Source organism: uncultured Campylobacter sp. (assembly GCF_905371695.1).
GTDB lineage: Bacteria > Campylobacterota > Campylobacteria > Campylobacterales > Campylobacteraceae > Campylobacter_A.
This window is the reverse complement of record NZ_CAJPMA010000072.1, coordinates 1-8,839: the sequence shown is the minus strand read 5'-3', so window position 1 is coordinate 8,839 and position 8,839 is coordinate 1. Positions and strand designations below refer to the sequence as shown.

Annotated in this window: 10 protein-coding genes; all 10 read right to left on the bottom strand. The window is 45.8% G+C overall.

What is annotated here, in order from left to right; genetic code table 11:
* A partial coding sequence (locus QZ147_RS06945; RefSeq protein ID WP_295148610.1) for a formate--tetrahydrofolate ligase occupies positions 1-542 on the bottom strand: 542 nt, incomplete at its 3' end.
* Positions 543-956, bottom strand: a complete 414-nt coding sequence (gene rimP, locus QZ147_RS06940; RefSeq protein ID WP_295148607.1) for a ribosome maturation factor RimP — start codon at positions 954-956, stop codon at positions 543-545.
* Complete coding sequence (rbfA, locus tag QZ147_RS06935; protein ID WP_295148604.1) at positions 953-1,312, bottom strand: 30S ribosome-binding factor RbfA; 360 nt, start codon at positions 1,310-1,312, stop codon at positions 953-955. Before rbfA ends, rimP begins: the two co-directional genes overlap by 4 nt.
* A complete protein-coding gene (infB, locus tag QZ147_RS06930; RefSeq protein WP_295148601.1) occupies positions 1,309-3,981 on the bottom strand; it encodes a translation initiation factor IF-2 in 2,673 nt (890 codons plus the stop codon). Before infB ends, rbfA begins: the two co-directional genes overlap by 4 nt.
* Positions 3,968-4,222, bottom strand: a complete 255-nt coding sequence (locus QZ147_RS06925; protein ID WP_295148599.1) for a hypothetical protein — start codon at positions 4,220-4,222, stop codon at positions 3,968-3,970. Before QZ147_RS06925 ends, infB begins: the two co-directional genes overlap by 14 nt.
* Before the next feature lie 22 nt (positions 4,223-4,244).
* A complete protein-coding gene (gene thrB / locus QZ147_RS06920) occupies positions 4,245-5,129 on the bottom strand; it encodes a homoserine kinase (protein WP_295148596.1) in 885 nt (294 codons plus the stop codon).
* An 8-nt stretch (positions 5,130-5,137) separates the two neighbouring features.
* Positions 5,138-5,542, bottom strand: a complete 405-nt coding sequence (locus tag QZ147_RS06915) for a glycoprotease (protein ID WP_295148616.1) — start codon at positions 5,540-5,542, stop codon at positions 5,138-5,140.
* A 38-nt stretch (positions 5,543-5,580) separates the two neighbouring features.
* The gene (gene lpxC / locus QZ147_RS06910) at positions 5,581-6,465 is read right to left on the bottom strand and encodes a UDP-3-O-acyl-N-acetylglucosamine deacetylase (protein ID WP_295148593.1); all 885 of its coding nucleotides are present in this window, start codon (positions 6,463-6,465) and stop codon (positions 5,581-5,583) included.
* Positions 6,466-6,520: 55 nt separating this feature from the next.
* Positions 6,521-7,888: a M23 family metallopeptidase gene (locus QZ147_RS06905; protein WP_295148590.1), complete on the bottom strand. Its 1,368-nt coding sequence runs from the start codon at positions 7,886-7,888 to the stop codon at positions 6,521-6,523.
* Positions 7,889-7,957: 69 nt separating this feature from the next.
* On the bottom strand, positions 7,958-8,788 hold the full coding sequence (locus tag QZ147_RS06900) for a prephenate dehydrogenase (RefSeq protein WP_295148613.1): 831 nt from the start codon (positions 8,786-8,788) through the stop codon (positions 7,958-7,960).
* Positions 8,789-8,839 lie beyond the last annotated feature (51 nt).

The window sequence follows — 8,839 nt, the reverse complement described above, 5'->3', positions numbered from 1 at the left end:
GCACCCAATGCCGCACGCCTTGTTCCGCCGCGATTTTTGCCAGCAGCGCGGTCGTTCATATCCATACAGCGCTTCCATAAAATTTTGCCTATTTTTAACGGATTGCCTTGATAAAGCGAATTATCTATCATAGCGGCGATTAGGTTATTCGCCGACGTTATTGCATGAAAGTCGCCCGTAAAATGCAAATTTAGATCCTCCATCGGCGCAAGCTGCGAGTATCCGCCGCCCGCCGCGCCGCCTTTTATACCGAATACGGGCCCCAGACTAGGCTCGCGAAGCGCTAGGCAAACGCGCTTGTTTAGACGAGAAAGCGCGTCTGCAAGCCCGATAGACATCGTAGTTTTGCCCTCGCCGTAAGGCGTCGGGTTAGTGGCCGTTACTAGAATAAGCTTTGATTTAGACGCACCCAGACGAGGCGAAATTTTAGCCTTAAATTTTCCGTACGGCTCGACTTCATCGCCCGTTAATCCAAGTTTTTTCGCAATTTGGCTTATCGGCGCCAGCGCGGCTTGATGCGTGATCTCGATATCGCTTAACATTTACCACTCCACGTAAGTTCGCGCTTTTTTAATCGCGCCAATTTCTATCTCGAATACGCCGTCGTCGTTTTGCACGGCGATCGTTTCGTCGTTCGCTTTAATAAGCCTGCCCGAAATTTTATCCGCCGCTTGTATTTTTACCAGTTCGCCCAGGCTCGCCTTAAAATGCCTCGGTTCGCTTAATTTACGCTCTAATCCGGGCGAGCTAACTTCTAAATTATAGTCCCCCGAAACGGGCGGCTCTACGTCAAAAATCGGCGAAAGCAAGCGACTAACCGCTTCGCAGTCGTCTAGGCTCACGCCGCCTTGCTTGGCGATGAAAATTCTATAAATCGTTCTGCCGTTTTCGTTTGAGATCTCGGTATCGTAAAGCTCTACGCCGCATTGCGCGATCAGCGTTTCTAAATTATTCATTTGCCCAAATCCTTTGAAATTTTCTCAAACAGGCTATCCATTTTATTTTGATATTCCAAGCGGTCGTCGAATTTAAAGTGAAAATTCGGCGCCCTATACCAGCCTTCCGCCGCCATGCAGTGGTTTTGTATATGACGCGCGACGCGCTTTAAATGAGCTAAAACGTACTCTTGTTCGCGCTCGTCGAATGCCATTTTATCAAGATATACGAACGCGTCGTAGCGCCCTTTTTTACACTCTACGTCCGTCACGCAAAGCCCTTTTAGCATACTGTCTTCAAGCGTAGCCAAAGCCTCCGGAATTAGCTCTTTTAGCACGCTTTCCGTACGCATGCGCTTTATCTCGGCGGCATTCATAGGCTCGCTTGCTCCTCTATCTCTTTAAAGCTTTCGATATAATCGCCTTCTCTAATGTCGTTGTAACCGTCTATGCCTACGCCGCACTCGTAGCCTTTGGCGACCTCTTTAACGTCGTCTTTAAAGCGTTTTAGCGAGCTTACCGTACCCTCGTGGACGACTACGCCGTTTCTGATTAAGCGAATTTTAGCGCCTCTGTTTATCGTGCCCTCGGTCACGATACAACCTGCGATCGCGCCTATTTTAGGGACGTTTATAACTTGACGAACCTGCGCTTGACCGAGCTGCTCTTCGCGGATTACCGGCGACATTAGACCGCCTAAAATCGCCTTAACGTCGTCGATTAGATTATAAATTACGTTATAGGTTTTTATCTCTATGCCGCTTTCTTTGGCTTTTTCTTTAATTTCGCCGGTCGGGCGGATATTAAAGCCAAGTATCACGCAGTTTTCGCTGGCTCCGGCTAGCGCGACGTCGCTTTGGGTAATACCGCCCACGCCCGAATGGATTATATTTACTTTTACTTCGTCGTTGGCTAGCTTTTCAAGGCTCACTTTTAACGCTTCAAGAGAGCCTTGAACGTCCGCTTTTACGATAACCGGCAGCGTTTTTAGCTCGCCTTCGGCGATTTTAGCGCTAAGCTCGTCGATGCTGACCTTAGTCGATTTACTAAGTTCTTTTTGGCGCAAATATTCGGCTTTTTTCTGGGCGTACTCGCGCGCTTCTTTATCGGTTTTAACGCTAATTAGCGTCTCGCCCGCCTCGGCCACTTCGCTAAGACCTACGATGACGCCGCATTCGCCAGGACGAATTTGCTTTAAATTCCGCCCCTGATCGTCAAGCAGGCTTCTTATCTTACCGTAAGCCACACCCGCAACCACCGTATCACCTACTTTTAACGAGCCGTTTTCTACGATTATAGTAGCCACGGGGCCGCGCCCTTTTTGAAGCGAGCTTTCTATTACGGTAGCTTTCGCGCTTGCGTTAGGATTGGCTTTTAAATCTAAAATTTCCGCCTGCAAAAGCACGATTTCAAGAAGTTCGTCTATGCCGGCTCCGGTTTTTGCCGAGATAGGTACGAACTCGTGCTGTCCGCCCCACTCGGTAGGCATTACGTCAAGCTCTGCAAGACCCGTTTTAACCAAATCAGGATTCGCCGCCTCTTTATCCATCTTGTTTATAGCGATGATTATCGGTACGCCCGCTGCTTTTGCATGGTTTATCGCTTCTTTGGTCTGAGGCTTGACGCCGTCGTCCGCGGCGACTACTACGATTACTATATCGGTAACTCCCGCTCCGCGCGCCCTCATCGCGGTAAACGCCTCGTGGCCGGGGGTATCGATAAAGGTGATATTCTTACCGTTTTTATTTACCATATAAGCGCCTACGTGCTGCGTGATGCCGCCCGCTTCGCCCGAAGCCACGCGAGTTTTGCGGATATAATCTAGCAGGCTCGTTTTACCGTGATCGACGTGACCCATAATAGTAATCACCGGCGCGCGCGGCTCTAAATTTTCATCGTCTCGGCGTTCTTCTTCGTATGCGGCTACGTAGTCGAAGTCCTGGGTATCGTCTATGATATTTACCTCGACGTTAAACTCGTCGGCTAAAATTTCGATCGCATCCTCGTCTAAAAAGTCGTTTTTAGTAGTCATCATGCCCAGCATAAAAAGCTTTCCTATGATCTCGCTAGGCTGCTTATTCAGCTTCTCGGCAAACTCGTAAACGCGAATTTCTTTCGGGATATTAACCTGCGTTACGGCCTCTAAATTTTGAGCGCGCTCGGGCTTTTTGTGTTTTTTGCGAGCGCGGCGCTGGATACCGCCTTCAAACGGATTTGCCGCTTGGTTTTGCGAATTTCTAAAAACGTTAGGTTGATTGGTTTTCTGCGCTGGTTGCGGCGTAGGCGCGCGGAAAGTAAAATCTGGCAATACGACTACGTCTTCATCCTCAATCACGATATCGGCAAAATCGCTTCCGCCAAGTAGGTCCATCTTTTGCGCGCCCTCTTTTTTGTGCGTTTGGACGGGCTTTTTATCTTTTTTCTTTTTGCGAGCCAAATTTTCGTCGCTGTTTGAAAACATACTTTGCAGGCTATTTATCTCTAACGCAGGAGCGCTAACCCTTCGCTCCGGGCGTGCGGGTTCTTGGGATTTGGCTTTTTTAACGATAACCAGTCCGCGACGCTTTTGGCTCGCATCGGCTAGACTTTCTTTAACGGGCTCGGGGATTTTAGGCTGCTCTTCTGTTTTTTTAGCCTCTTTTAAATTTTGCTCGGGCTCTAAAATTTTAGATTCCTCGCTTGAATCTGGCGCGGATTTTGACGAAATTTTAGCGTCTTCTTGCGGTTTAGCGGTTTTTGATTTCGCGGCCTTTGCGGTTTTATCCTTTGCTAAATTTTCCTCCGCGCTTTGCTTTTCGTCGCCTTTTGTGTCCGATTTCGCGCTTTTTTTAGCATCGCTTTTAGGCTTTGCGCTCTGCGTTTTTTTCTTAAATTTTTCGGGGATTACGCCCGATTGTACGTATTCGTATATGGCTTCGGCTTCTTCTAGACTAACGGCGTTTGAATGCGTTTTAACCTTTAAACCGAGCTGTTGAGCTTTTTCTACTATCTCTTTACTTGGGTATCCCAGCTCGTTTGCTATTTCTGAAATCCTAACATTGCTCATTTAAGAGTTTCTCCTTTAAATTTGACGCCTCTAAGCCGCTAACGCTTTTTAGGTATCTATCAAGTATTTTTTTTAGTATTTTTCCGTCTTTTTTTAGGCAATCGCCGCAAAGATAAAAGCTGCGTCCGTCCCCTTTACCGCGCTTAATCTCGCCGCCGTTTACGCGGTATCTATTTAGCGAATTTTGCTCGGCTCTAATTTTGCACGAAACGCACATTCTAACGGGCTTGCTTTTATTCATTTTATCTTTTTTTTGCTTGCTTTTAGCTTTGTTTTATAATAAATCCGTCGTTATCGAACGATAAAATTTCGACCCTAAATTTCTCGAATTTCGTAGCCAATCTATCTCTTAAATTTTGCGCGTCGCTCTCGTAAGCGATATTTAAAAAGCTAGATCCAGAGCCTGAAAGAGAGCTCATTAAGGCGCCGTTTTCGTAGGCGAATTTTCGTACTTCAAAAAGCTCGCTAAGCGCATTCATACGGCGCTCTTCGTGCATCGCGTCCTTGCACGCCGCGCGCAATAGATCGTATCTTTTTTGCGCGAAACACGCGGTCAAAAACGCCGCATGAGAGAGATTATTTACGCACTCTTTCATTAAATAGCTTTTTGGTAAAATTTGTCTTGAAGCGTTCGTATTCATCGCTTTATCGGGGATTACGACGACGGCTTTTAACTCGTCGCTTATTTCGAATTTATTTGCTAGCACCGCGCCGTTTTCTACGATCGCGCTGATAAAACCGCCCAAAACCGCGGGCGAAATATTATCGGGATGATTTTCGTAAACTAGCGCGCGGTTTAAAATAGTATTTTTCTGCGCTTTAAATCCCGCCGCCTCGTAAGCGCTCGCAATCGCCGCGACGATAACCGCCGAACTACTGCCCAGTCCTCTTGAAAAGGGGATTTTATTATTAAAAACCATCCTAAAATTTTGCGTCTTACCGGTAAGCTCTAAAAAAATTTCGTTAAAAATGCTAATAAAAATGTTGTTTCGTTTTAGCGTTACGTTAGTACTCCCTTCGCCGCTAATAGAAATGGAGCTAAATTTTGCGGGGCTAATGCTAATCTCGTTGTAGAGCTTTAAACTAAGACCCAACGCGTCAAATCCCGGTCCTAAATTCGCGCTCGTGGCGGGGACTAAAATATTCAAAAATTCTCCTAAACCGCTTGTATTAAATAATTCGGAAGAGTATCTAAATTTAGTTTTAATTTATCTAAATTTTCAGGTAGGCTAAACTCGCCGGGATGCGCGGCTTTAAGCATTATTTCGCCGTTTTCTAGTACGAAGCTTAAAACTTTATTGGCGCGTATGGGTTTGCCTCCGTTTAGCTCAAAGCCGCTTACCGCGGCGAATTCGCACTCTTTTACTATGCAAAAGGTCTTTAAAATCACGTAGGCTACTTTAAGCCCCATGAAACTTCCGGGAGTATTTGCGTAGATGATTTTTGAAATTTTATATTCGTTTGAAATTTGGGCTAAAATTTTAATCAACGCTTCGCTGGCGTGTTCGCAGGTAGAAAATTCTCTAAATTTTACGCCGTTTTCGTATAACCCGACTAGCAAAGGCTGAGCTAACGAAACGACTAGCAATTCGATGTTTTTTATGCGAATACCTTTCGGTAGTCTTTTAGCAACTCGCCTTTTAAAGCGGCGATTTCATAGTTTTTTTCGTCGGCCAAAACCGCCAAAGTGAGCTTATGATTTAGGTCGTGGCTTCCCGCAAACGCGGCGTAGTCGCCTAAAAGCGGAGCACCCAGTAGGCTTAAATCGCCGATAGCGTCTAAAATTTTATGGCGAACGAATTCGTTTTCAAAACGCAATCCCTCGGGATTTAAAATTCTATTATCGTCGATTGCCACGGCGTTATCGAGCGATGCGCCTAACGCTAAATTTTGTGATTGTAGCTTTTGTAAATCTTTTAAAAATCCGAACGTTCTAGCGCGAGCGATCTGCTTGATAAAATTGCTCTTGCTAAACTCGAAAACGTATCTTTGTTCGCCGATTACGGGATGGTCGAATTTTATCGAATAGTCGAATTTCGGATTTAGCGAAGGCGTCGTTTTTACGAATTTATTACCTTCTCTTACCTCGACTTCCTTGCGGACCAAAATCACGCGTTTAGGCTCGTCAAGATCCGCTACGCCCGCTTCGTCCAGCAGCATGCAAAAGCTTATCGCGCTACCGTCCATAACCGGAATTTCGTTCGCGTCGACGCAAATTCTTATATTGTCTATACCGTATCCGTTAATCGCCGATAGCAAGTGCTCGATAGTGCTCACAAAGCCCTTTTCATTGCCTACGACCGTCGCCATCTGCGTATTTACGACGTTTTTAGGCTCGGCTTTAAAGCTTACGCCGAGATCGCTTCGGTGTAAAATTATCCCCGTATTTGCTTCAAGCGGTTCGAGTATCAACCTTATCGGCTCGCCCTTATGCAAGCCGATACCCACGCTTTCGACTCTTTTTGCGATAGTAGTTTGTCTCACTTTTTTTCCTTAAAATTCTATGCGGATAATAGCACTTTTAAGCATTTTTTGCAAATTAGTTCTTATCTATCATCTTTTTAGCCGCGTCAAGCACGCTAATTACGTTATCCTTTACCCATTTTTTATCTAGCCACTGCTGCGGTCTAACCTCTTCGCCCTGCACCAAAATTCCAAAGTGCAAATGATCGCCGAGCGCCAGCCCGCTCATACCCGTGGTGCCTATTTCATCGCCGGCGCGCACGCTGTCGCCCGTTTTTAAAGGCGAGCTAGAACAATGCGCGTAAAGCGAATACAGCCCAAACCCATGATCGATGATAATATTTAGCCCGTAAATGCCGTTATCGCCCACGAATGCGACCTTGCCCGCGTTGCTGGTAATTATCGGCGCGCCGGCTACGCTAGCTAAATCAAGTCCCATATGCCACGATTCGCTTACGGGCTCGTTATTGTAGATATAAAAGCGATGGTCGGCGAAATCCGCCACTTTTTTGCCGTTTCTTAGCGGATAAAACGGCAAAATATCAAAATTAGTAAGCAAGTCCGTACCCGCGCTCGCCGTTACTTCGGAAATTTTTTTATCGTTCGCGTCGCGCAGGATTTCATTTACGAATTTCATCTTCGCAAGGCGGGATAGCGCGCCGGGGTCTTTTGCGTACTTATCGGTTAAATCGGAGATTTTACCGTCCAAAAAGTTATCTTTTAAAGTAATATTTGAGGTTTTATATTTTATCTTTTCGTAGAAATATCTCACGTGCGATTTGCTTTCGTTGCCGGCAAAATCGCGCGCGACGACTTCGGCGCTAAAATTTTCGACCTGTGCCGGCCACGCCACTAGCGCGGCGTAGTAGCCCTCTTTATAAAACGGCGTCGCTTCAAATCTTTTGCCGTAATTAGTCTCTACGTAAGCTTCTTTTAGCTCGTTGTCGGTAGCCTTAAATACCACTACCGCGCTTCCGCCCTTTGAGATGGAATAACTTTGCGAAAGTATGTATAAATCGGGCTTTGTAGTATCTAGCACGACCTGAACTTTTTTACTGGCTTTATTACCGGAGAAAAAATTCCACTTGCTAGTATCGGTCGCTTCGATACTTAGCTCGTAGGTATCTTTAGCGCTGAAAAATCCCGTTTTAGGAAAGGTTAAATTTATGTCAAGCTCGGGCGTCGGGTTTTGTATGACTTGATTTAGCAAATTTAGGTCGTTTTTGCCGTCGTTTATGCTAATTCTAACAAATTTTACGCCTTTATCGTCTTTAAATTTTATACTCATAGGCGAGCGTAAATTCCAATAAACTTTATCTTTTATACCGATCATCGGCGCGTTTCGCTCAAAGTCGTCGGAAGTTAGCATATATCCGGTTATCCCGCCGAAAATCACGATGAATAGCAACGTCCCTATCGCGCCGCCGAATCCTCTTCTTCTCATCCTAAATACCTTAAAATTTCAGAAATTTAAAGCCCGAATTTTACATAAAATCGATAAATTCAAAGTTAATTACAAAATTTCGCGGATTTTCCTAGCATCGTTCATCCATGAATAAAGTTCGTCCCAGCGCTCGTCTCTTACCAATTTCTCGCACTCGCTAAGCTCGTTTTTAAACATATTAATCGCGCCAATTAAATTTTGCTTATTTTGTTTAAAAATATCGCTCCACATAACCGGCGAGCTTTTAGCTACGCGTATCATACCGCGAAACGTCGGGCCGCCCAGCGCCATAATGTGGCGTCTATCCTCCTCTTTTAGTACGCCGCTAGCTAGCGAAAACGCGATAGCGTGGGGTAAATGAGAGATTAGTCCGACGTGGTGGTCGTGCTCGCTCGCGCTCATAAATACGATTTTCATACCCAGATGAGAAAACAGCTCGACCGCGCGTTTTACATGCATTTCATGGCTCTCCTCGAAGTCGCACACGACGACGACCGCACCGTTATATAGGCTCTTAAAAGCAGCCTCGGGACCCGAATATTCCGTACCCGCCATCGGGTGAGCGGGGATAAAATTCGCTCGAATTTTAGCGGGGACGGCTTCGATAATTTTTTGTTTAGTAGAGCCCAGATCGATGATCGTCGTGTTCTCGCCGACGTCCTCTAAATCTTGAGTAATTTTTATAATAGCTTCGACCGGAATCGCCAAAAATATAATGTCGCATTTTCGCTTCATCTCGTCGAGGCCTAAAATTTCATGCACGAGTCCTAGTTCTAGCGCTTTTTGTTCATGCGCGAAATTTGCGTCGCAACCGCTAACGCACGAGATTAATTTTTCCTCTTTTAGCGCTAGCCCCAACGAGCCTCCCATTAGCCCGAGCCCTACGATCCCTACTTCCATAAATTCGCGGCTTTTATTCGCTATGCTGGGTTCTATGTCGCTATAATCGAA